The 23,020-nt window shown below is 41.0% G+C and carries 16 protein-coding genes, 1 tRNA gene, 1 rRNA gene and 1 other RNA gene; 15 read left to right on the top strand and 4 right to left on the bottom strand.

Annotated features, from left to right (window positions below):
* Nucleotides 1-16: 16 nt before the first annotated feature.
* The 6 genes from EDD58_RS03425 to EDD58_RS03400 all read left to right on the top strand — a co-directional run bounded on the left by EDD58_RS03425 (nucleotide 17) and on the right by EDD58_RS03400 (nucleotide 3,910).
* Nucleotides 17-985 (top strand): metal ABC transporter substrate-binding protein, encoded by a 969-nt coding sequence (locus EDD58_RS03425; RefSeq protein ID WP_131923455.1) that lies wholly within the window; start codon nucleotides 17-19, stop codon nucleotides 983-985.
* Nucleotides 982-1,737 carry a metal ABC transporter ATP-binding protein gene (locus EDD58_RS03420; RefSeq protein WP_131923454.1) on the top strand — a complete coding sequence of 252 codons (756 nt, stop codon included), beginning with the start codon at nucleotides 982-984 and terminating at the stop codon, nucleotides 1,735-1,737. Before EDD58_RS03425 ends, EDD58_RS03420 begins: the two co-directional genes overlap by 4 nt.
* Nucleotides 1,738-1,788: 51 nt before the next feature.
* The gene (locus EDD58_RS03415) at nucleotides 1,789-2,652 is read left to right on the top strand and encodes a metal ABC transporter permease (RefSeq protein WP_131923453.1); all 864 of its coding nucleotides are present in this window, start codon (nucleotides 1,789-1,791) and stop codon (nucleotides 2,650-2,652) included.
* Nucleotides 2,653-2,704: 52 nt separating this feature from the next.
* Nucleotides 2,705-3,142 (top strand): Fur family transcriptional regulator, encoded by a 438-nt coding sequence (locus tag EDD58_RS03410; RefSeq protein WP_131923452.1) that lies wholly within the window; start codon nucleotides 2,705-2,707, stop codon nucleotides 3,140-3,142.
* 87 nt (nucleotides 3,143-3,229) lie between these two features.
* Nucleotides 3,230-3,715 (top strand): tRNA adenosine(34) deaminase TadA, encoded by a 486-nt coding sequence (tadA, locus tag EDD58_RS03405; protein ID WP_279389086.1) that lies wholly within the window; start codon nucleotides 3,230-3,232, stop codon nucleotides 3,713-3,715.
* Nucleotides 3,716-3,817: 102 nt separating this feature from the next.
* Nucleotides 3,818-3,910: transfer RNA gene (locus EDD58_RS03400), tRNA-Ser, on the top strand.
* A 338-nt stretch (nucleotides 3,911-4,248) separates the two neighbouring features.
* On the opposite strand, the gene ribD is transcribed toward EDD58_RS03400, so the two are convergent.
* Nucleotides 4,249-4,965: a bifunctional diaminohydroxyphosphoribosylaminopyrimidine deaminase/5-amino-6-(5-phosphoribosylamino)uracil reductase RibD gene (gene ribD / locus EDD58_RS03395; RefSeq protein ID WP_165875779.1), complete on the bottom strand. Its 717-nt coding sequence runs from the start codon at nucleotides 4,963-4,965 to the stop codon at nucleotides 4,249-4,251.
* 23 nt (nucleotides 4,966-4,988) lie between these two features.
* On the bottom strand, nucleotides 4,989-5,660 hold the full coding sequence (locus EDD58_RS14745) for a helix-turn-helix domain-containing protein (protein ID WP_279389097.1): 672 nt from the start codon (nucleotides 5,658-5,660) through the stop codon (nucleotides 4,989-4,991).
* A gap of 724 nt (nucleotides 5,661-6,384) precedes the next feature.
* On the opposite strand from EDD58_RS14745, the gene EDD58_RS03385 reads away from it, so the two are divergent.
* On the top strand, nucleotides 6,385-10,689 hold the full coding sequence (locus tag EDD58_RS03385) for a PolC-type DNA polymerase III (RefSeq protein WP_131923450.1): 4,305 nt from the start codon (nucleotides 6,385-6,387) through the stop codon (nucleotides 10,687-10,689).
* Nucleotides 10,690-10,835: 146 nt separating this feature from the next.
* On the opposite strand, the gene EDD58_RS03380 is transcribed toward EDD58_RS03385, so the two are convergent.
* Together EDD58_RS03380 and EDD58_RS03375 are read right to left on the bottom strand one after the other, a co-directional pair.
* Nucleotides 10,836-11,552 carry a GDSL-type esterase/lipase family protein gene (locus EDD58_RS03380; RefSeq protein WP_131923449.1) on the bottom strand — a complete coding sequence of 239 codons (717 nt, stop codon included), beginning with the start codon at nucleotides 11,550-11,552 and terminating at the stop codon, nucleotides 10,836-10,838.
* Nucleotides 11,553-11,947: 395 nt separating this feature from the next.
* Nucleotides 11,948-16,252: a S8 family peptidase gene (locus tag EDD58_RS03375; RefSeq protein WP_131923448.1), complete on the bottom strand. Its 4,305-nt coding sequence runs from the start codon at nucleotides 16,250-16,252 to the stop codon at nucleotides 11,948-11,950.
* 538 nt (nucleotides 16,253-16,790) lie between these two features.
* On the opposite strand from EDD58_RS03375, the gene ffs reads away from it, so the two are divergent.
* The 8 genes from ffs to EDD58_RS03335 form a co-directional block, all read left to right on the top strand.
* Nucleotides 16,791-17,058: signal recognition particle sRNA large type (ffs, locus tag EDD58_RS03370), an RNA gene on the top strand.
* Nucleotides 17,059-17,415: 357 nt separating this feature from the next.
* Nucleotides 17,416-18,570, top strand: a complete 1,155-nt coding sequence (locus EDD58_RS03365; RefSeq protein WP_165875776.1) for an ATP-binding protein — start codon at nucleotides 17,416-17,418, stop codon at nucleotides 18,568-18,570.
* Between the two features lie 134 nt (nucleotides 18,571-18,704).
* Entirely contained in the window at nucleotides 18,705-20,390 is a 1,686-nt protein-coding gene (gene dnaX, locus EDD58_RS03360; RefSeq protein WP_131923446.1) for a DNA polymerase III subunit gamma/tau, read from the top strand.
* Nucleotides 20,391-20,405: 15 nt separating this feature from the next.
* Complete coding sequence (locus EDD58_RS03355; protein WP_131923445.1) at nucleotides 20,406-20,717, top strand: YbaB/EbfC family nucleoid-associated protein; 312 nt, start codon at nucleotides 20,406-20,408, stop codon at nucleotides 20,715-20,717.
* A 24-nt stretch (nucleotides 20,718-20,741) separates the two neighbouring features.
* The gene (gene recR, locus EDD58_RS03350; RefSeq protein ID WP_131923444.1) at nucleotides 20,742-21,338 is read left to right on the top strand and encodes a recombination mediator RecR; all 597 of its coding nucleotides are present in this window, start codon (nucleotides 20,742-20,744) and stop codon (nucleotides 21,336-21,338) included.
* 92 nt (nucleotides 21,339-21,430) lie between these two features.
* A complete protein-coding gene (locus EDD58_RS03345) occupies nucleotides 21,431-22,414 on the top strand; it encodes a CPBP family intramembrane glutamic endopeptidase (RefSeq protein WP_131923443.1) in 984 nt (327 codons plus the stop codon).
* 62 nt (nucleotides 22,415-22,476) lie between these two features.
* A complete protein-coding gene (locus EDD58_RS03340) occupies nucleotides 22,477-22,749 on the top strand; it encodes a pro-sigmaK processing inhibitor BofA family protein (RefSeq protein ID WP_131923442.1) in 273 nt (90 codons plus the stop codon).
* A gap of 173 nt (nucleotides 22,750-22,922) precedes the next feature.
* Nucleotides 22,923-23,020, top strand: a 16S ribosomal RNA gene (locus EDD58_RS03335); the annotation flags it as partial.

Below are 23,020 nucleotides of genomic sequence, written 5' to 3'. Positions count from 1 at the left end.
ATTTGGAGGTAATTTTGTGAAAAGATGGTTAAGCCCATTCTTGGTGCTATTATTAGTGATCGGAGCTTTATTAACAGGTTGCGGTAACAACGAAGAATCTGTTCAGTTAGTGGATGGAAAAGTGAAAGTGATGGTAAGTGTGTATCCGCTTGAAGATTTTGCGAAAAAAATTGGTGGCGAACATGTGCAAGTGACTAATATGATTCCACCAGGAACGGAAGCCCATGATTTTGAATTAACCCCCAAGGATATGGAGAAAATTACAAAATCGGATTTATTCGTTTATAATGGTGCTGGATTTGAATCGTGGGTAGATCAGGTAGCGAAAAACCTTGATAAAGAGAAAACCGTTGTGGTAGAAAGTACGAAAGAAATCGAACTTCTTTCGACCAAGGAACATCATGATGAACACGCCCATGAAGAAGGGCACAAAGAAGATGAGCATGATCATGGAGACTTTGATCCTCATGTATGGCTTGATCCTGTACGTGCAAAACAACAAGCGATGAATATTAAAGAAGGGCTAGTGCAAGTAGACCCAAGTCATAAAGATGATTACGAGAAAAATTATCAAAAACTTGCGGGTGAGTTAGATACTCTTCATCAAGAATATGATGCGATGACCCAACAAGCGAAGAAAAAAGAGCTCGTTGTTTCTCACTCTGCCTTTAATTACTTGGCAAGTCGTTATGGGTTAGAGCAGATTGCCATTACAGGGATGAGCCCATCTCAAGAACCTAGTCCCAAAGAGTTAAAACAGATCATAGAGACGGTAAAAGAACATCAAGTCAAATATATTTTGTTTGAAACACTTGTTAGTAGTAAAGTAGCAGAGGTTGTTAGAAAAGAAGTCAAAGCGGAAGCACTTACCTTAAATCCGCTTGAAGGATTAACCAAAGAAGAGATAGCACAGGGAGCTGACTACTTTTCGGTAATGAGAAAAAATAAAGAAAATATTGCTAAGGCTTTAGGAGTCCAACCATGAGTCAATTTGTGATTGAAATGGATCATATTTCTTTTGCATATGATCATCAGCAAGTCCTTGATAATGTAAATTTAACCGTAGAAAAAGGGGAGCTAGTCGGTCTGATCGGCCCCAATGGATCTGGCAAGTCTACGTTGATGAAGTTAGCTCTCGGTCTCATGAAACCACAAAAGGGAGAGATCCGTATATTTGGTAAGCCTTCTTTATCTGCCAAGGAGCGTTCTAAAGTCGGCTACGTCTCACAAAAGTCTAATAGCTTTAACTCTGGATTTCCAGCAACGGTTCGAGAAGTGGTTGCTTCTGGTTTGACTGGGAAACTGGGATTGTTCCACTGGATGAAAAAAGAGGATTGGAAGTTCGTGGATGAAGCGATTGAACAAGTAGGATTATCTGCATTTGCTGACCGGAATATTGGTAAAATGTCAGGAGGACAGCAACAGCGTGCGTTTATTGCACGGGCACTAGTTAGTCAGCCTGAACTCTTAATCTTAGATGAACCGACTGTAGGGGTGGATGCTAAATCGACAGAGCAATTTTATGATTTACTCACCCAGTTACACCAAGAGCGGGGAATTTCAATGATTTTGGTCACACATGACATTGGTGCGGTGACCACTTATGTAGATCGGATCGCTTGTCTCAATAAGAGACTGTTCTTCCATGGACATTCAAAGGATTTTGCTGAACAACAAGAGGAAGTGTTGTCAGCCGCCTATGGTCATGAAGTTCAAGTCGTCGAACATCAACATTAATTTTGTTTTGCCATGAAGGAGGGGAGCGCCTCAGTTAGTAGGCTCTATTCTATGATCGAGACTATTTTAGAATATGAATTTATGCAACGAGCTTTATTGGCAGGGATCACGATCGGGATCATTTCACCGTTAGTAGGAGTCTTCCTCGTGGTACGACGGCTATCGTTAATTGCTGATGCCTTATCTCACGTTACTTTATCAGGTGTAGCCGCAGGCTTATTGTTACAAAAGGAATTTCCTACACTTCAGGTCAATCCGATCTACACGGGGATGGGATTTGCGGTGGCAGGCTCATTATTTATTGAACAGTTGCGCCGCCTATATCGATCCTATCAGGAGTTGGCGATCCCCATTATCCTATCAGGTGGGATCGGTCTCGGTGTGGTTTTAATTAGTGCTGCTGATGGATTTAATGTAGATATCGCAGGCTATTTATTTGGCAACATCCTTGCAGTGAGCCAAGAAGATTTGTACACGATTTTGATTACCGGACTGATCGTTCTTTTATTCTCTTTCTTCTTTTATAAAGAGATGTTTGCTCTCTCGTTTGATGAAGAACATGCCACTTTATCAGGAGTTCCTCGTCGTTGGGTCAATCTCCTATTTATCATCGTGGTGGCACTAGTCATTGCCGCAGCGATTCGTGTCGTTGGGATTTTGTTGGTGTCTGCATTAATGACGATTCCGGTAGCTGCCAGCTTACAATTTACCAATAGCTTTCGGCAAACCATTGTGTGGTCGATGTTTTTTTCACAACTAGCTGTATTTGCAGGATTATACGCGGCTTATGAACTAGATTGGGCGTCTGGAGGAACGATTGTCTTAGTTTCTATTGTGATCTTGCTACTTGTTTTAATGATAAAAAAGATTTCTTTGCTTATTCGAAATAGAAGGGTGATTCCAGAGCAAAAATAAGATAAAATGAATGAAAACCCAATGGTTGGAACTGTGTGTAGGAGCGAGATGAATGGATCTAAACCAAGCACTAGAATTATTAAAACAACATGGGTATAAGTATACGGACAAGCGTGAGCGAATGGTTCAGCTGTTCGTAAAGGAAAGTCGTTATATGTCAGCGAAGGAAATCCTTGATCAAATGCAGAAGGACTATCCGGGGCTGAGCTTTGACACTGTCTATCGAAATATATCGTTGTTTGAAGATCTGGGGCTCATCGAAGGGACCGAGTGGGAAGGGGAACGACGGTACAGGATTAACTGTGGCAGTGATCAACACCATCACCATTTGATCTGTACTCAATGTGGTCGTACTCAAGCCATCCACCTTTGTCCGATGAACGCGATTTTGGGACAACCTGAAAACTTTGAAATCACTGGACATAAGTTTGAAATCTATGGTCGTTGCGCCGATTGTGGTGACAATCGTTCCGTCCCGTCACCATCCTAAGTGCGATGAAGATCAGTTATTTAAAGAGGATCGTTGGATAAACAGATGTAATTAGTTTGAGTCAATAAAATTGGGGGTTCTTGCCTCTTGAATCATGAGAAATATATGAGAGCTGCACTCCATGAAGCAGAAAAAGCAAAAGCAATCGGTGAAGTTCCCATCGGAGCGGTCATCGTTTACAAGGATGAGATCATCGGTAAAGGATACAACCTTCGGGAAATCGATCAAGACCCCACGGCTCATGCTGAAATCATCGCCATCCAGGAAGCTACTGACCACTTAGGGAGTTGGCGATTGAATGATTGTGTTCTCTATGTCACCTTGGAACCTTGTCCCATGTGTGCCGGAGCGATCATCCAGTCAAGGATTGCGACCGTTGTCTATGGAACCACAGATCCCAAAGCGGGCTGTGCGGGAACCTTAATGAATCTTCTCGATGAACCGAGATTTAACCACCAGACCGCAGTGATCTCAGGTGTACTCGAAGAAGAGTGCAGCTCCATGTTAACCCACTTTTTCCGTGAACTAAGAAAAGAAAAAAAGCGCCTAAAAAAGATGGCTTCAGAATCGTGAGATTTAGAGTACATCCAATGGTGAATGAAAGATATAGCAGCTGTAGTCTTGACAACTTCGTATCATTGCTGTAAGATTGATAGTTGTCTAGGCTTTTTATATGGAGAGGTGTCCGAGTGGTTGAAGGAGGCGGTCTCGAAAACCGTTGTGCGGGTATTCCTCGTACCGTGGGTTCGAATCCCACCCTCTCCGCCAAACAAATACTGTGATTATGGGCGATTGTCTAAACGATGGCACACGTTCACATAGCGAATAAACGAAGTGTACGAGAGACGCTTCCTAGTTTGTTTTTGCATCTTAAGCGGATGTAGAAACGAGATAGGAGGCGTTTTTTTGTGTCTAAAAAAGTTAAGCTTACTGTCGTAACTAAGCGTCAGAGAACGTACTATGAAATTCCCCATAGGCTACCTGACGAAGTGGTTATAAGCCTATCCCGATATCCAAACGATTAATCAAATTAACTAGTATGCAGAACAGGCACAAAAAAGAGTGCTCTCATCCTAGAAACACTCTTTTTTCTTGCTAACAGATTGTCACGATAGATATCCCGTAATGCAAATATCTTCTCTAAAGCGCTGAACCGTTACATCTTTTAATGGAACAGCCAATCCCATTCGTTCAAATCCCTGACCAGAAATGGGAGTAATACTTTCCTTGCCACCGAGCAATTTCGGAGCAATAAAGGTAACCACTTTTTGGATAAGAGAGGCTTCAAGCACTGACCAGTTGAGCTGACCGCCACCTTCAAGCAAAACAGATGTGATTCCGTTTTCACCCAAATACTTCATTGCTTTTACTAAATCAACGTGCGGGCCGCTACCCGTGCGAATCACTTTTACTCCATGCTCTACCAGCTGTTTTTCTTTTTCTGGGGCTGCTGCATCAGTACAAAATACCCAAGTTGGGGCTTCTTCTGTGGTGGTCACCAGTGGAGTGTCAAGTGGGATACGCAACAAACTGTCAGCTACAATGCGGGTTGGATTTTTACCCCCACCCTCAGATAAACGTGTAGTCAAACTCGGGCGATCTTTTAGAACAGTCCCGATCCCGACCATAATCCCATCGTTCCAATGACGCATGTAATGAACGTTTTCTCTCGAGAGTTCATTGGTTACCCACTTACTATCACCAGTTGAGGTAGCAATTTTCCCATCTAGAGTCATTGCTGTTTTCAGTGTTACGAATGGGAATCCTGTCCGCTTGTGATATCCCAAAGCCATCTGTTTGGTATGTTCATGTTCATATTTCAACATAAAAACCTCCCTTTATAAAGTTATAAAGTAAATCGATACACAAACTTATAGAGATCTGTTCGGCTCGTCAGCAGGCAATGCTCTACGAGTTTGCTCGATGCATCAAAGGTTTTTCTCGTAATCCGCGCGACAGGAACTTTCTCAGGCATGTTCAGAAGATCAGCTTCTTCACGAGAAGGACTATCTACGACTATAACTTCTTCGCATGAGATCGGTTTTCTCCCGAATGATTCTAGAGTTTTGTACAAACTCAGCGTAGGATTCTGCTTAACTCCTTCAAGAATCTTTTCCAACTCTTCAAGAGGTAGAGAATTAGGTAGATAAGATTCTGATATAGTTATCGTTACATCATCCCTCAGTTGTAGAACTCGATAGAGTAGTACTGGTGGTTGCAACTCCATACGTACATTTTCTGGAAGATCAGCTAAAGTATTAAGCAATCGAAGATCAAGATATTTTTTGGTAGCTTTGCTACTATGGTCCCTTCCGAATCCTTGACGAGTTGAGGGGAATCGACCGAGAAGCCAATCGATAGAGACATTATATAAATCAGCCAACTTTAATAAAGTTTCTGGATCTGGATTGCGAATCCCTTTTTCATATTGAGAAAGAGTTACATTGCTGATTCCTATTTCTCTTGCAGCATCCTTTTGCAACATATTTGCTTTCATTCTTGCTTCCTTGAAAAGAATACAAAGGAAGCAGGAAATTTGAACAGAAGATAGAGTGCTTTAGTATCAGTACTTTTTGGGGTTTAGATCGTACCTATGAGGAATTGAAACTTCTCCTGTTTTGTTGGCAAAAGATAAGGTTTTTGAAATCAATTACTGCGTTTTCCTTTCATAAATAGAAAAGATTATAATAGAAAATAAAAAACAAGAGCTGGCGAATATAACCAGTCCCTTTTTTGGGGATATACAAAATTTTAAATAAAGCATCATCGAGAACCCTAGAAACCTTTGATAACCAAGGAGGTTTTGAGGGTTCGTCTTTTATATGGAGACTTTGAGATCGGTTGATACAAGTCATCATCGATTACCTTCACCATGATCAAACAGCTGATCATGCCTACTAGTATGAAGGTGATCACTCTAATCTGTATAGCATAGATCGTGATCTAATTTACCCTAGTTTTAAAAGTATAATAGTATTTAAATATTAAATCATCCTACCTCTATCTGCTCCTTGTGTTGTCCAACTTTTGATGATTTGATAAGATGAAGTCATGTATTTTGTATGTTATAACATTATATTCCAAACAAGGGTACATAAGAGGGTGGCAAATAAATAGGGGTTTTTATAGAACAGTCATCCCATCCTTATACATCTAGATAGATTAAGATCGAGGGGTTAGCTCTCTTATTTATCTTAGGAGTTAACAACCCTGTCGTACGATTCTAATGAGGAGGTGTGCCCATGGCCGATGAGAGTATTCGTAAGCTATTTAATGAAGTGGATCTGCCTCGAGAATGGCTCCAAGAACATTTTGGACAAGCATGGATTGAGAAAGTGCAAGTCAGTATGAAACAGCATTCTTGGACCATTCTTCTTCATCTACCTGAGCCGATCCCCGCAGAAATTTGGTATGAATTTCAGCTCAGACTCAACAAACATTTTCACCCGATCCGTGTGAAGGTGCACTTTATCTATGACTCCGTGAACCATGAGACCACCTTAGAAAAAGTGAAGTACTGGATTCAAAAGCAGATCGAAGAGAATCATGCTCCTGCATCTGGGAGTTGGTTTGGAAAAGCGGAATGGTCGGTACAAGGAGAGCGGATCGAGGTTGTATTTGCAAACCCTACTATTCTTGATATGGCAAAGAGTCGTGGAATCGACCAACTCGTTGCGAAATACTATACAAGGATTACAGGGAAATCAGTAACGATTCATTTAAGTGCGAAAGAAGATTTGAGTACTCAGGAACATCTAGAGCAACTTCAACAAAAAAAAGCGGAAGAGGAACAAGTGTTAATCCAACAAGCTCTAGCTGAACAAGCCGAAATCAGTCAGATGAGAGAAGAAAATCCTCCAGAGATCCAATTGGAGAAGCGGGTTGGATATCAGATTAAGGAAGATTCTCGACTGATGAATCAGATTATCGAAGAAGAGAATCGAGTGGTTGTTCAAGGGAAGGTTTTCCGAAGTGAAATGAAGGAACTGAAGAGTGGAAGGCAGCTTTTCACTTTTAATCTCACCGACTTCACTGATTCCATTTCATGTAAATATTTTGCCAAGGATAAGGAACAGGCGAAGATTTGTTCACTGGTTCAAAATGGCGACTGGTTGAAGGTGAAAGGGAATGTTCAATACGACACCTTTGCTAGAGAACTTGTGATGATGATCAATGATTTTCATGAAGTAGAGTCCAATGAGACGGAACGAATGGATCATGCGGAAGAGAAGCGTGTAGAGCTACATCTACACACCTCCATGTCAGCGATGGATGGGATTTATGATGTGAAAGATATTGTACAAAGAGTTGCCAAATGGGGGCATCCCGCAGTTGCGATTACTGACCATGCAGTCGTTCAAGCGTATCCTGAAGCCTATGATATCGCTAAAAAAACAGGTGTGAAGGTGCTGTATGGGGTTGAGGCCAATATCGTTGATGATGGTGTACCGATTGTCATGAATGAAGTGGATCGAGGGGAGCTGTTGGAGGATACGTATGTGGTCTTTGACGTTGAGACAACAGGTCTTTCTGCTGTTCATGATGTCATTATCGAACTAGGTGCGGTCAAAATGAAAGATGGAAAAGTGGTTGAAACCTTTTCTGAATTTGCCAATCCACATCGACCCTTGCCCCAACAGATCATTGAATTAACACACATCACAGATGATATGGTCAAGGATGCACCAGAGATTGATGATGTGATTGCTCGTTTTCTTCAATTTATTGATGGATGTGTTTTAGTTGCCCATAATGCGCGATTTGATATGGGGTTTTTACAAGAAGCAGTAAAGAGAATTGGAGAGCAGCCTGTCAAAAACCCAGTTCTAGATACACTAGAGTTGGCACGTTTTCTCTATCCGGGATTAAGAAATCATCGATTAAATAATTTAGCTGATAAACTAGATGTGAAGCTAGAACAGCATCACCGGGCGATCTATGATGCGGAAACAACTGGGTATGTTCTTTGGAAAATGTTGCATGAAACCGTAGCCAAAAATATTGTTCGCTTGCCTCAATTGAATGAAGATCAGGGAGAACGGGATTTTAGTCGGATGCGTCCCTTCCATGCTATTTTATTAGTCAAAAACCCAGAAGGTATGAAAAATCTGTATAAACTGATTTCGATGTCACATTTAAAATATTTCTACCGTGTTCCACGGATTCCCCGCAGTCAATTGATGAAACATCGAGAAGGTTTGTTGATTGGCTCTGGCTGTGAACGAGGGGAATTGTTTGAAACAGCGCTCAACAAGTCTCCCACAGAGGTGGAAGAAGTAGCTCGTTTCTATGACTATTTGGAGATCCAACCTGTTGATTATAATATTCATTTAGTAGAAAAAGGCTTTGTCGAAAATGATGAACGACTTCGGCAAGCGAATCGTTTACTAGTAGAGATCGGGGAGAAATTAGGAAAGCCTGTAGTTGCAACGGCGAATGTTCATTACTTGGATGAGCAAGATGCGATTTCTCGTGAGATCATTGCAGCTAATCAGACAGGTGCTAAGCCGAAAGGCCCACTTCCCAAGGCACACTTTAGAACTACGAATGAGATGCTTAAAGAGTTTCGCTATTTGGGAGAGCAAAAGTGTAAAGAAGTGGTTATTACCAATCCGCGGATGATTGCGGAAGAATGGATCGAAGATGGGATTCAGCCGTTCCCAGAAGAAACGTTTACACCTAACTTAGAAGGTGCTGAAGAAGAGCTAAAGCAAATTTGTTATGACACTGCACACGACTGGTATGGAGAGACATTACCAGAGGTTGTACAAGCCCGCTTAGATCGAGAATTGGGATCGATCATCAAGCATGGATACAGCACATTGTATATGATTTCCCAGAAAATCGTAAACAAATCCCTTGAAGATGGCTATATCGTAGGTTCTCGGGGTTCTGTAGGTTCGTCTGTAGTAGCTACATTTAGTCGGATTTCAGAAGTGAATCCTTTACCTCCGCATTATCGTTGTGAAAAGTGTAAATACAGTGAGTTTGTTACAGATGGTTCCTATGAATCTGGATTTGATTTACCAGATAAACAATGTCCAGAGTGTAATGAGGTACTATTAAAAGACGGACACGACATTCCATTTGAAACGTTCCTTGGATTTGAAGCAGATAAAGAGCCAGATATTGACCTTAACTTTGACGGCGAATATCAAGCTCGTGCTCATGCCTATACAGAGGATCTTTTCGGAAAAGAGTATATCTATCGTGCGGGAAGTATCAATACCGTTAAAGAGAAAACTGCTTATGGATATGTCAAAAAGTACGCTGAACAGCATAATTTGACTTTAAGACATGCCGAGATTGATCGTCTGGCACAAGGATGTGTGGGTGTTAAACGGTCAACGGGACAACATCCAGGCGGATTGATGGTCGTTCCACAGGAAAAAGAGATTTTTGATTTCTCTCCGATCCAACATCCCGCAGATGCGGCTAAATCAGCTGTTATTACGACCCACTTCGATTATAAATCGATCAGCGGAAAGATTTTAAAGTTGGACCTTTTAGGACATACAGGTCCAACAATTCAACGGCTTTTACACAACATGACGGGGATTGATCCGACGAAAGTACCTTTGGGTGACCCGAAAGTGATCGAGATTTTTAGTAGTCTCAAGCCGTTAGGTATTGTACCTGAGCAGATTAATGGGATTCGGCATGGAACTTTGGGGATTCCTGAGTTTGGAACTTACTTTGCACGCGGAATTTTAGAAGATGCCAAACCACGTAGATTTAGTGAGCTCACTCGTGTATCAGGTTTATCCCATGGAACTGATGTCTGGCAGGGAAACGTACAAGATTTGATCAATCGAGGTACGTGTACGTTGTCTGAGGCGATCTGTTGTCGTGACGATATTATGATGTATTTGCTACGTAAGGGATTACCCTCTAAGAATGCCTTTAAGATTATGGAAAAGGTTCGGAAAGGACGAGGAGTCACCGACGAAGAAGCAGATTTGATGAGAGAAAATGGCGTACCTGAGTGGTACATTGGATGTTGTCGCAAGATCAAGTATATGTTTCCTCGTGCTCACGCAGCTGCTTATGTGACAGCAGCGGTACGAATCGCATGGTTTAAGGTGTATCATCCAGCGGAATTTTATGCGGCTCTCTTTTCCACAAAAGTAGGCGACTTTGATATTGAAGAAGTCCTAAAAGGATACGATCATGTTTCTAGACTCATCAAAGAGATCAATGAAAAGGGATTTCAAGCTTCAGCTAAAGAAAAAACATTACTTACTGTCCTAGAATTGGTTCAAGAAATGTATGCAAGAGGAATCAAAATAAAGCCGATCGATATTTATGAGTCTCACGCCAATAAATTCCAAGTGAAAGATGGAGAATTGGTACCCCCCTTTGAATCGATCGCAGGTGTAGGCGAAAGTGTTGCTTTTAGTATCATGCAGGCGAGAAAAGATGGAGAGTTTCTATCGATTGATGATTTCCAAAAAAGATCCAGAGCCTCCAGTACAGTGGTAGACATCTTTAGAAATATGGGATGTTTTAAAGACTTACCAGAAAGTAACCAACTCGTATTGTTTTAAAAAGAAAAAGAAGTCGTCGATGGTTGGACGGCTTCTTTTTTCTTATATTTCAATCATAGCAAGAATGATCAAGATGGAAATGACTAGAAGAATGACTTTTATCGCTTTCAACTTTGTAGAAACTCCAACATGTTAGGAACAGAGATCTATTTTGTAGCTTTCCAAAGCTCCTTTGCGATCACTTTGTGTCCTTTAATATTTATATGATTATCATCTGGATTAGGCATGTACTTTTGATAGTTTTTTGCTATTATTTCCTCTGTCGAAACATAAGTATCACCATTGGCTTCTGTACGTAGTTTAATTTCTGAATTAAGTGATCTCACAATTTCTAGCATTTTCCCTTGACCTGGCTGAGGAGCATAAGGGTAAGGGTTGTAATAGCCCAATACATAAACATCCACGTTTGGATTAAGGTCATCAATGGTGCTGAGAATTATTTGTAGATTAGCACTCGCACTATCAATTGCTTCTGACACACGAGATGGATCTGTTAGCAACATACGAAAGACATCACTTAGACCGATATCGATCGTTATATGAGTTGCCTCTTTGATTTCTTTTCTGACACTTTCATTGTTCAAAATATCGTTTCTTAATTGATCAGAAGTGTAACCCGAAACAGCAAAATTATCATAATCAACAACTTTATGATTACTTCTTTTAAAATGATCCCTTAGATAATCTGCAAAACTTAAATCATAGCTTCCGTATGGTGTTAGTCCTGCTGCTATGGAGTCTCCTAATGATACATACTCTACCTTTTTCTTGGCATGGTAATCTTTTGCGTTAGCAAAAGTGGTTAGTGAAACAGAAGAAAATAGTACTCCTGTAACTAGCAAGATTGTAACTATTTTTTTCATCTAATCCTCTCCTTTTTTCTTTTCAACAACAATAAAAAGCTTGTAAAGGAATTCAATATTGAGCAACAATATCCTCTGCGGTTTTCGGATTATTCAATGAAATGCATTTAGATTTTGTAACTTTTAAGTAGCAAATAGGGGACAAATGACCGTTAAGATCATCTGGTTTTCTCGATGTAATTTGATGAGATAACTGAAAAAAGTGATGTAGCTATGTACGGGAGGTTGATTTATTGGAGAGATAGCACCAAATTTATTCTTCGCTCCTTCTGCTTTTGATCAGTTTGAGCTAAGTGAATAAAGAATTTATTTGGGAATCAATAGGATGTCTTCGTGCATGAAGATTAAAAAAGGCGGTACTCTCAAAATGAGAGTATCGCCTTTTGATGTTTGAACTATTTAATAAATAGTTTACCTACAGCTTCTTTCTTGGTTACGTTACCATAGTCGTCTTTCAAGGTAACTTCAACCACGGCACCTTCAATATTTTTCAAATGGGATGGAACGGTCCAGTATCCGACATAGTGTCCATTTCCAGTGTCTAAGAGTGGGAAATCGGTAAAGTTGGTAGGTGCTGCTTTGGATGGTCCAAATAGTGGCATTTTAATGCTGAAACTAGCTTCTAGACCAGCCTCACTATCCAGTTCAATCTTCACGGAATTCCCCTTTTTGAGATGCAAGTCTTGGTCTGGTTTGAGATTGGTGATCTCTGGTGCGTCGAATTTGGCTAATACTTTAACCTGAGTTTCAGCCGCATTCCCTGCACGGTCTTTGGCAACGACTTTGATCACATTTTCACCATTTTCCAAGAGCATCCGGTGGGAGTAGGTGCCGTCCGCATTTAGCTTCGCTTTAGCACCATTCACAACAACTTCATGGAGATACTGATCACTTGCTTGCCCAACAATAGTAACAGCTTGTTGGTTGGTTTTGAAATGATTGACTGGTTTGTCGATTGAGATTGTAGGTGCTGTTTGATCAAGAATCACTTTTACAGGATCAGAAGGGTCTGTAGAACCTTTATCTGTTGTGGATTTAACTGTAAGTGTGTTTTCACCTTTGTTTAAGGTGATGTTGGCCGAGTAGGTTCCTTGAGCTGTTGGCTCAACGGTGGCAACAACTTTCCCATTGTTCATGACACTCACATTAACGCCGGGAGCTGATGTTCCTTCGACTTTGACCTCAGATTTATTGGTGTAAAGTCCATCTGTTGGTGATTTTATGGTTGGAGTAAATGCCTCATAATCTACAAGGGCACGGATCATGTAGTTTCCTTCATCTTTCGGTGATTGTGCCCATGCACCACTGACGAATTGCCAGCTACGATTTGCATTGGTACCATCTTCATCGGTAGCGAGTCCAGGCGCATTTGGATGAGCTTTTGGCTGAATGTATGTCATGTAGAAATCGCCGTTGACCATCACTCCCTGATCTCTGAGATCTACATGTGTCCATTCTCCGTCACGTTTAGCGGTGGCTGAGATCGGTCCAGCTAATTTTTTACCAGGTGCTCCATTCGGACCGTTGGCATCATAGATGGCCACTTGCATTTCGGTTCCACCTGGATTAGGCCATTCATTTGTCCAGAAGCGGAAGAGCCCACCTGTGACTAAGGCATTGTCATGGCCAGGAGCGAGTGACATTTTGACTGCCCAGCCATTACCCCCTTGGTTGAAGGCACGAGCATTTTCTGGAGTACCATCGTCATAGCCGATCTCACCCGAGTAACCAATAAATGGTTTTAATTGAATGTTTTTATTTGCGTCGCTATTCCCAGTGACTGTTACTTGAACATCTTGGGTTACATAAGAGTTGGCTTGAATTCTTAATGTGTAAGTTCCTTCGTATGCTTGAAGTGTAAAGTTACCATTGGCATCTGTAGTTACAGGTTGAATGGCGGCATCTTCCATCAATAGAAGTTTGGCATCTGCGATAGGTTGCCCAGTTTGCTTGTTGGTAACAGTTCCTTTGATGTTTCCTTTCGGAATTGGTTGCAAGACGAAGTTAGTGTCAGCGACTCCATCTGTTGGGATTTCTACACGTTGGTCAACGGCACGATAGCCATAGGTTTCGGCACGTAAGGTGTAGGAACCTGATGCGTGATTAATTTCATAACTACCATCTGCCGGATTTGTAGTTGCGGAACGACCCGTTTCTAGAACACTAACCGTTGCTTGTAGAGGAAGTCCGCTTGGTGTTGATGCTTTCTTTACTTGGTTGATCGCTACTGGATATTTAACATTGATCTTTTTGCTAGGTTTGAGTTTCTTTGGATCGACTTGTTCTTTTCCAGATCCACTAGTAGCATCCGCTTTGGCAACAGGTGCTTTGGTGATGTTACTGAGTGCGGTTGCACTTAACTTCACATCGTCGATATACCAGCCTTTTTTCACGATACTAATATCTGTTTTGACATGGAAACCGAGATAGACGCGTTGACCCGCATATGCTGAGAGATCAACTTGACCATCAACCCATCCATTGGAGAGACCATTGACTTGAGCTAATTGTGTCCAGTTTTGTTGATCAGTTGAAACAACAACATGACCAAAATCATACCGGGTTTCGAAGTCGTACCATTGTTTGAATTGTAGGTAAGCATTTCCTTCTGGTAGATCTACAGGTGGCATGACAAGTGTCATATCTGCCTTACTGTCATAATCCCCTGCCAGATTGGTTGCATATACTTTTTCACCTGAGAAGGCACTTCCAGGTCCTGAGGTGGGTTTACCCCATTGCCAAGAGTCTAAGGTTCCAAAAGAGTACCAGCCCACAGGTGTTGATTCGAAGTTTTGGGAATAGCCGACGCTGATTCCTGGAACCACATTCACTTCATAAATATCTGAAGTAATCACATGATTACCATAGTCCACAATGTTCCATTTGTAGGATGCTTTAGGAACATGAATGGCGTTACCAGGGATTTTGGCTTGATAAACCCCGGAACGGTAATCTCCTTCTACACGGCTAGCATTTACGGCTACCCATTCTCCACTATTGGAAAGATACTGAAGCTCTACCTTTTTGATACTTACATTATCTTGGACACTTACGCTAAGTGGTAGATCCATACCAGCATAAGTTTCAGCAGGAGCTTCATGTTGATACGTGGGTGCTTCGTTATCTTGTCCTTCTTTCATGACAGAGCCTTTTACTTTACCTCGACCCGTTAGCACGGAAGAGACTGCATCAAAGGCATTGACTAATCCGTAACCATAACCCATGTTGGGTGAAGATGGATAGGTGCTATCTGTCAGCGGAGTCGCTGTTTCTTTTAAAATTTGCTCAATTTCATCTACAGTGAGGGAGGGGTTGGCTTCTCTTAAAAGTGCTACAACTGCTGAAACGTGTGGACCTGCCATGGAGGTACCACTATAGGTTCCGTCATATCCATTCCCAGGTACAGAAGAGCGAATGTTGACACCGGGAGCAGATACTTCAGGTTTTAAAATACCACCATATGGTGAAGGACCACGTGATGAGAAAGAAGCGATCTTATTGTTGATGTCTGTAGCGCCTGTGGCAAAAGATTCAGGATAGTTGGATGGAGTGTTCACACTGCCTGCTCCAGGTCCGCTATTTCCAGCAGAAAACTCTGGGAAAATGTTGGCTGCACGCCAGTTTCTTACCATATCACGATACCAATCATCGATTCCGGATCCGCCACCCCAAGAGTTATTGATCACATCAGGTGCTTTTTCTGGATGTGGAACACCATTACGGTCTTTAGGAGCGATCATCCATTCACCTGCAGTTAATAAGCTTTGGTCTGTTGCCGAACCAGAGCCTGTAAATGCTTTAACTGCGATCCATTTTGCTCCAGGAGCAACACCCACTTGGTTAGCGCCGTCTGGTTCAGCTCCTACCATGGTTCCAACGGTATGTGTACCATGACCATTATCATCGTAAGGGGTAGCTTGTCCACGTGAAGTAGCATCTAACCAGTTAAATTCATGATCAGGTTGATTGGGGTTTGCAGGGTCGAATCCACGGTATTTTTCCTTTAATGCAGGATGATCCCATTGAACACCTGTGTCAATACTACCAATGACCGTACCTGTTCCGTCGATGCCCAAGTTCCAAGTTTGTGGAGCGCCTACACGTTCGATGTTCCACTCAATGGCATTTGTACCGGCTTTTGAAGTAGCCTTGGCATTTACTTTGTTAGGTGCATGTAGTTGACGCTTTTCATTGGGTAATACTTTTTCTACTTCAGGGAAGGCTGCAATGGCTTCGGCAACTTCTTTCGTTCCTGTCACTGCCATCCCGTTTACAATATAGAAAGATTCGAACTCCTTGACCTTTCCGGCCTTTTTCTGTTTGGTTAAGTAATCTTTCAAATGAGCTTGTGTATCTATAGCGGTAGATCTAAGTTCAGATACCACCGCGGATCTTTGCATGAGTTGAGTTTTAGCTAAGGATTGCTTTTGAGACTTGGCCTTTTGAGCGGTTTCCTTAGCTACTTTCATAGTATCTGCTTGATCCTTCAATTTAACAAGAAACGTGACATTTTGATCTTTAGCAAATTGATCTAAGACACGTTTATTGATTTTATCTTTGACAGGCATGGTTTGTTTCATAGAAACATTTTCAGAACCAACTTGTGCATTTGCAGTTTGAGGTAAAAAACCAAGGGAAACCAGCATAAAACAGAGCAGAAGGCTGAATAGACGCATCGTAATTCTCTGTGTTCTTTGCATTCGCATTTAACCCTTCTTTCCTATTGTTTTAGTTCCAAAGTCCCGTTTCTACGAATAAAACCAATAAAGTAAATAATACAATTATCACAACCCTTCCGAATAGTCGATTTTTCAGAACAATACAATTTAATAATAACCCATTATTAGAAAATTGTCATTATAATATTAAACTTTATTTGATACAATTTTAAAGTTAGATTGGAATCCTTCCTGGATTTTATTGATTCATTTATCTAAAAAGAGGAATATTTTACGGGGTGATTGATAGGGAGAATAGTTCAATGAAAAAGAAGTAATTATATCGAAAGAATTATACATTCAGTGAATTTAATTCGATTATAAATATAAAAGAAAGAGAGAGATCCATAAATGAATTTTCATGTAATAGTAGATATACAAGGTTTGATTATATATAACAGAATAATTATTTAAGATACTTATTTATTATTTTATTTAGGAATGAAAAATCAAATCTATTTTTGTGGAAAACCAATCCAGTGATTGATCCATATACTTGTTTTATGTTATAGTTATTTTGTCGCGCTAGCTGGGGAGCTGGCGGTGCCCTATTACCTGCAATCCGCCTTAGCAGGGGTGAATTCCTGTCCGAGGCTCATCGAGTGTGAGGTTTGGGCTGTCTGATCAGTGTTGATGGATTGGGTCCTACGCAACGGGAACTTCTGAACCGTGTCAGGTCCGGAAGGAAGCAGCACTAAGGGAGACCACCCGTGTGCCGTAGGGGTGCCTGGTCTTAGCTGTGATGACAGTGTCCGCTCAGGCTTGATGTGTCAAAGTCAGGTGCGCGATATACATAATTTGAACTTTGTACATCAACTACCTTTATCATGGGTAGTTTTTGTTTTGTTGAAGAGAGTTGCATTAGGATGAATTGTGAGCAAAGGGGCAACAATCTTCGTCCTTTTCGAAAAAATTTGTCATTAAGAAGGAAGAGATCGTTTAAAGGCGAATTAACAAGTAGGATATTTGGATGCAATTAACATTTTTGTGAGACTGTATTAATTTGAAGATATGATTAATATTTTGAAATAGGCTGTGGTTAAGGGGTCTGCTCTCAGGGGAGTTTTATATAGGGTTGATCCTGTGTAAGTGAAAAGGGACTGAAATGATTGAAAGGAAAGCTGTGATGTGGCGGTGCAAATATGATGAATTCCGATGTACAATTATTAACAAGAATGGGCGATCGAGGTTTGTATCAACTTCTTACCTTTTATCCTATTACGCCGGTTGAGGGGATTGCCGCCCAGTTAATTTCAAATATACATCATGGGGTTATTCTACTGGATCAGCACCTGAACATTTTGGATATCAATGAGGCAGCTTGTCGGCTGTTAGAGATCGATCAACTCGATAGTCTAAATCAGTCGATAAGAGACAGTTTATCAAAGTTGGAGTTGGAGTCTGCTGATTGGAGCCGTCTTTTTGTTGCCTTCCAATCTTCACCTCCTACAGCAAGAACTGAAGAGATAACCATTCGAAAGGATGGGATCATCAGGAATCTATCCTTTCGAATTTTTCCTATTCGTGAAACAGAAGTTAACTTTCAGGGTTGGTTCCTTTGGATTGAAAATGTGACTACGATTCGCTCTTTGGAACAGCAAATAAGACAAAATAACCGCTTGGCTACGATTGGGCAAATAGCGGCAGGAACTGCCCATGAGATTCGTAATCCGTTAACATCCATCCGAGGTTTTTTACAGATGATCGGATATCAGTTACAGCAAAGTGGGCAAGTAAAAGAACAGGGCTACATTGATTTAATGTTAAAAGAGATTGGTCGAATCAATAGCCTAGTAGGCGAGTTTCTACTTTTGAGTAAGCCGCGAGAAGTTCATATTGAGACAGTGGATGTCTGCCAAGTTCTTGAGGAAATTGTCCCTATTATCCACAATGAAGCCTTATTACATAATGTAGATGTACAGATGGAACGCTTTTTACCCCCTTCGTATGTAGTTCATGCGGATGGGGAATTACTCAAACAAATATTTCTCAATGTTTCCAAAAATGCGATCGAGGCAATGTGCGATGGAGGGTCTTTGACCATTCAACTAGAGACTCATCTTGCTGATTCACAGTTAACGGTTAAAGTGATCGATACAGGACCGGGAATTCCTAAACATGTGATGGATAAAATTTATGATCCTTTTTTTACAACCAAAGAGAATGGAACTGGACTCGGTCTACCCATTTGCCGACAGATATTAAGGGAAATTGGTGGATCCATCTACATTTCTACTCAAACCTTGGGGACGACTGTAGGGATTAAACTTCCTCTTGCTAAACAGAACCAACCTTCTTAGATTATAGAAGGTTGGTTTTTTTATCTTCGTACAAGCACAAAATTCATGATGTTGTTTTGAAAAAAAGAGAATCAGTGTAGTATGATAAATGTAATGATTATTTTGCCCCTTTGGGGAAGGTTGGAGTGTTGAGTGTGTCCTATCGGGCATTATATCGAGTTTGGAGATCACAGCGATTTAGCGATCTCATTGGACAAGAGCACGTCACACAAACGTTGATGAATGCCTTGAAAGAAGGGCATCTTTCACATGCTTACCTATTTAATGGACCACGGGGTACAGGGAAAACCAGTGCTGCAAAAATCTTAGCCAAAGCTGTTAACTGTGAGAGAGGTCCAGCAGCTGAACCATGTAATGAATGTGAAGCATGTCAACGGATTACAGATGGTAGGATCATGGATGTTGTGGAGATCGACGCCGCTTCCAACCGTGGGGTGGATGAAATCCGTGAATTACGTGATAAAGTGAAGTATGCCCCTACGGAAGTAAGGTATAAGGTGTATATTATCGATGAAGTTCATATGTTAACCACAGAAGCTTTTAATGCTCTGTTGAAAACATTAGAGGAACCACCTGCTCATGTTATTTTCATTTTAGCTACAACAGAACCCCATAAACTCCCACCGACCATTATTTCTCGGTGTCAGCGATTTGCATTTCGTCGAATCTCTGTAGAGCGGATTGTTGATCGACTCAAGATGATTTGTGAATCGCAACAAGTTCATGCGGATGAGAAGGCTTTGTATACAGTGGCTCGAGCTGCTGATGGTGGAATGAGGGATGCGCTTAGTCTACTTGATCAGGCATTAGCATTTGGAAAAGATCATATAGATGAGAGCACTGTTTTAGCGGTTACAGGAGCGATTTCTCGTGATGTACTTTATCTGATGATTAAAGCCATGGCAGAAGGAGATTCAGCGGCAGCTCTCCAGCATTTGGATGATTGTGTGATGGGTGGGTTGGAACCTGATCAATTGATTCAGGATCTCACTTTTGCATTGCGTGACCTTTTACTTAAAAAAACAGCTCCACGTCTTGAATATACCCAAGCAGTATTTACTGATGAATCTGATATGAATATGGGGGAGCTTTTCTCTGTTCCAAAGTTGACACGGATGCTAGATACTTTGATCCATTATCAACAACAGATGAAATGGGTCGCTCATCCGAGAATTTTATTAGAAATGGCGATGGTTCACCTTTGCGAACCTCCGATCGAATCTCAGACAGAGGAAGCTAGCCAAGTCATTCGCCAACTGCAAGAACAGATTCGGTCTTTAGAAGAAAAGGTAGAGCAGTTACACTTAACCCCAAGACCGATAGCAGAAAAAATACAAAAGCCAGTTCAAGAAACTCAGCCAGCACGGTCATCAAGCCGCAAGCTTTTATTACAAGATCGTTTTTTAGAGCAGTTGTCTTCAGAAAGACTCGCAGAAGTGAAGAGGGTCTGGTCAGATATTCTCCATCGTATTAAAGAAGAGAAAATTACTGTTCATGCATGGCTGATGGATGGAGAGCCAGTAGGTGCGACAAATGATACAGTCTTAGTTGCATTTAAAAGTAAAATTCATCGGGAAACGACTGAAAAAGAAGCACATAAGTCATTAATTGAACAAGTCATGGGTAAGTTTTTAGGAAGACCTATGGCACTCTACACTTTGATGCATTCGGACTGGGGGCAAGTGGAAACGAAAAAGGCTCCAGATCAAATGCCATCAACTGAATCCGAACCAATAAAAAAGGATTCAGAGGAGATTGTACGTAAAGCGATCGAGTTATTTGGAGAAAATTTGGTCGAGGTTAGTGATCGACATAATTAGAGGGGGACCCTTTCAATGAAAAACATGAATCAAATGATGAAACAAGTAAAAAAAATGCAACAGGAAATGGCTAAAGCTCAGCAAGAGTTGGAGAATAAAGAGGTTGTCGGTACGGCTGGTGGTGGAGTGGTGAAGGTGACGATGAATGGACATAAACAAGTTCTAAGTGTAGAAATTTCTCCAGATGTTGTGGACCCTGAAGATGTTGAAATGTTACAGGATCTAGTGACAGCTGCATTTAGTGATGCTATGAAACAAGTTGATGAATTAGTAAATAAAGATCTTGGAAAATTTACGGCAGGTATGAACATCCCTGGCCTCTTTTAATTCCGAGTATAGGGGTGGCTAATCATGTATGTACCTGAACCGATCTCTAAATTAATCGATGGCTTTATGCGGTTGCCAGGCATTGGGCCTAAAACGGCACAACGCTTGGCTTTTTTTGTACTTACGATGGAAGAAGACGATGTGTTAGACTTAGCGAAAGCTTTAGTCAGAGCTAAGCGGGACTTGCGTACATGTTCTGTTTGTGGAAACATCACAGATACTGACCCTTGTTATATCTGTTCAGATAAAAAGAGAGATCGGTCTGTGGTTTGTGTTGTACAAGATACAAAGGACTTAATGGCGATGGAACGAACCCGAGAATTCCATGGTTTATATCATGTTTTACATGGTGCGATCTCGCCCATTGAGGGAATTGGCCCTGATGAATTGAAAATTCCTGACTTGTTACGTCGTCTTGGAGATGACACAGTTCAAGAACTGATTTTGGCTACTAATCCCAATATTGAAGGGGAAGCCACCGCCATGTATTTATCCAAACTGGTTAAACCTTTTGGAATTAAAGTGACTAGAATTGCACATGGATTACCTGTGGGTGGAGACCTAGAATATGCAGATGAAGTTACACTGACGAAAGCGCTAGAGGGAAGACGAGAGGTCTAGTTGAATCGTTTATCACATATATCTAAAGCAGCATCTTCTTATCAGAGAAGCTATGCTGCTTTTTCTATTTTTGAGAAATTAGGTGGCGTTGAGTGAAAGTAAATATTTCTTGGGTTCATTTATGGGATGGAATGAAGAAAGTTCATTTCATAAGAAATGGAATCGCTTGGGTGATGTGTGTCTGTTTTTTTGCAATGTTGCCATTGGAATATGCTTCTCTCCAATGGATCGAAACCGATGAGGGAATGTGGCAGATTTTCCGACAGGATCAATTTTCTTCATTAGGATTTGCATTGGTTTCTTTTATTCGCATACTTGTGATACTGGTGGGCTCATTTATCTTTTTGTTGTTAGGGATCTATGATCGGTTTCAGTTTGAACGAAATCGATCATTGAATCAGATTACACTTCTTGATCTTGTTTACTATACGGCATGGATTCAAACAGGGGTGATGGTCGGCTCTATACCGTTTTTGTGGATGGATGGAGAAGTTGAATGGATCAATGATTTGCTTCCTTATTTACCACATGTATGGTTGGTTGTCCTCGGTGTTATCTTGTTTCATCGGTCATTTTCCCAGATTGGTTTACGATCTATAAACATGATGAAATGGATTCAAATTCTATTGATCTCTGTTGTACTTTATGGATGGGTCACATTTTTTCTAGACTCTTGGATTACAAAACCAGTTGCCGATTTTTTTCATATTGAATTAATGTCTTGGCGTGAAGAAACGATTAACCAGGGAATTGACGTGGCGACTGTTAGAGGACCTCTATTTTTATTTTTTCAATGGTTAATGATTGGATTGATTGGAGTATTCGCTGAAGAGTTTTTCTTTCGTGGGATGATCTATGAGGCGATTGCAAATGATACAGGGAAATGGATGGGGGTTCTTTTTTCGTCGAGTTTATTTGCACTTTTTCATGTAGATATCGCTCTGTTAGCACCATTGTTTGTTCTAGGGTTAATCTTAGGAGGGTTAAAGGTATATTTTAAGAGCTTGTGGGCACCAATTATTTTTCATGTGCTTAACAACTCTATGTCTGTATGGATTCAGATTTTTGATTGGTAAATGAGTTCTAAATATGAACGAGTTTGTGTATGTTCTAGTAAAGCGGACAAGGAGGGACTCGATTGATAGAATTAAAGTGGTGGTTGATCGCTGTGGGAGCTGGGATCATTTTTTTTATGATGTTGAACCGTTCTATAAAAAAACCACTCAAGTGGATTTGGATGGGATTATTATATAGTGCAATTGGAGCACTAGTCTTATTTATTGTTAATCTTCTTGGTCAAGTGATGGATTTCCATATACCAATCAACCCTGTAACAGCAATGATTACAGGACTCCTTGGGTTACCAGGAATCTTGTATTTGGTAGCAGTACAATTACTATTTTTAGCTTAATTATTTTTTCTTTTAAAAAAGGTGTTGACATTCATTTAATAGCATGATAGATTATTACTTGTCGCCGCAAGATGGTGACGAAAGAAAAAAGCTTCACATGAAAGTGTTCCTTGAAAACTAAAGAGTGAAACCATGACCTGTTAATTTTTTGAGAGCATAGAATCAAACAACCATTCTTGGAGAGTTTGATCCTGGCTCAGGACGAACGCTGGCGGCGTGCCTAATACATGCAAGTCGAGCGGGGAGCTTCGGCTCCTAGCGGCGAACGGGT

Source organism: Hazenella coriacea (genome assembly GCF_004341825.1).
GTDB classification, from domain to species: domain Bacteria; phylum Bacillota; class Bacilli; order Thermoactinomycetales; family Thermoactinomycetaceae; genus Hazenella; species Hazenella coriacea.
The sequence above is the reverse complement of the archived record's forward strand: the minus strand, read 5'-3'. Positions and strand labels throughout refer to the sequence as shown.

Excerpts from the sequence above, each read along its gene's own strand:
- EDD58_RS03410 (WP_131923452.1), top strand. The coding sequence starts at position 2,705 with ATGGATCTAAACCAAGCACTAGAATTATTAAAACAACATGGGTATAAG.
- EDD58_RS03415 (WP_131923453.1), top strand. The coding sequence starts at position 1,789 with ATGATCGAGACTATTTTAGAATATGAATTTATGCAACGAGCTTTATTG.
- EDD58_RS03420 (WP_131923454.1), top strand. The coding sequence starts at position 982 with ATGAGTCAATTTGTGATTGAAATGGATCATATTTCTTTTGCATATGAT.
- EDD58_RS03355 (WP_131923445.1), top strand. The coding sequence starts at position 20,406 with ATGAAAAACATGAATCAAATGATGAAACAAGTAAAAAAAATGCAACAG.
- EDD58_RS03380 (WP_131923449.1), bottom strand. The coding sequence starts at position 11,552 with ATGAAAAAAATAGTTACAATCTTGCTAGTTACAGGAGTACTATTTTCT.
- recR (WP_131923444.1), top strand. The coding sequence starts at position 20,742 with ATGTATGTACCTGAACCGATCTCTAAATTAATCGATGGCTTTATGCGG.
- EDD58_RS03365 (WP_165875776.1), top strand. The coding sequence starts at position 17,416 with ATGAATTCCGATGTACAATTATTAACAAGAATGGGCGATCGAGGTTTG.
- EDD58_RS03385 (WP_131923450.1), top strand. The coding sequence starts at position 6,385 with ATGGCCGATGAGAGTATTCGTAAGCTATTTAATGAAGTGGATCTGCCT.
- EDD58_RS03375 (WP_131923448.1), bottom strand. The coding sequence starts at position 16,252 with ATGCAAAGAACACAGAGAATTACGATGCGTCTATTCAGCCTTCTGCTC.